The organism is Streptomyces sparsus, from assembly GCF_054776295.1.
This window is the reverse complement of sequence record NZ_BAAHCA010001383.1, coordinates 1-912: the sequence shown is the minus strand read 5'-3', so window position 1 is coordinate 912 and position 912 is coordinate 1. Positions and strand designations below refer to the sequence as shown.

Genomic DNA, 912 nt, shown 5'->3' with positions numbered 1-912 from the left:
GGCGTCGGTCTGCGGCCTGTTCGGCATCAAGCCCAGCCGCGGCCGGGTCAGCGGCGGCCCGGTGCTGCACGACATCAGCGGCCTCTCCACGTCCGGCCCGCTGGCCCGGACCGTCGCCGACGCCGCCACGCTGCTGGACGTGCTGGCCGGGCCGATGCCGGGTGACCCCTACGGCGCCCCGCCACTGCCGCCGGGTGAGACCTTCGCGGGACACGCCGGCCGGGAGCCGGGCCGGCTCAGGGTGGTGGCCGTCGCCGATCCGCCGGTCCCGGGAGCGGAGCTGCACCCGGACTGCCGTCAGGCGTGGGAGGAGGCCGTCGCGCTGCTGCGGGAGCTGGGCCACGAGGTGGAGGAGGTCGCGCTGCCCGCGGACGAGTCACTGATGGGGGCGTTCACCGCGGTGTGGGCGGTCATGGCCAACGCCCACCCGGTGGCGGAGCGGGACGAGGAACTGCTGATGCCGCTGACCCGGCACCTGCGGGCGATGGGACAGCGGGTGTCGGGCGTCGAGCTCCAGCAGTCGCTGTACGCGTTCCGGGCGCTGGGGCAGATGGTGGCGGACACGCTGCTGGCGGCGGACGCCTACGACGTGGTCCTCACGCCGACGCTGGCCCGGCCGCCGGCTCCGATCGGCGGGCTGCGCGACGACGCGGACCCGGCCGCGGAGTTCGTCGGGCTGTCGCACTTCACGCCGTTCACCCCGCTGTTCAACGCGACGGGGCAGCCGGCCGTGAACGTGCCGCTGCACTGGAACGCCGAGGGGCTGCCGATCGGCGTGATGCTGGCCGGGCGGTACGGGGAGGACGCGAACCTCGTCTCGGTGTCGGCCCAGTTGGAGGCGGCCCGTCCGTGGGCCGACCGCAAACCGCCCATGTGGTGAACGGGTGAGGGCCGACGGCCCGCGGTGGGCGG

General features: G+C 75.4%; 1 protein-coding gene. It reads left to right on the top strand.

Features of this window, described 5'->3' with window-relative positions:
* A partial coding sequence (locus ACYVE9_RS28580) for an amidase (protein ID WP_461030787.1) occupies positions 1-880 on the top strand: 880 nt, incomplete at its 5' end.
* Positions 881-912: the final 32 nt, after the last annotated feature.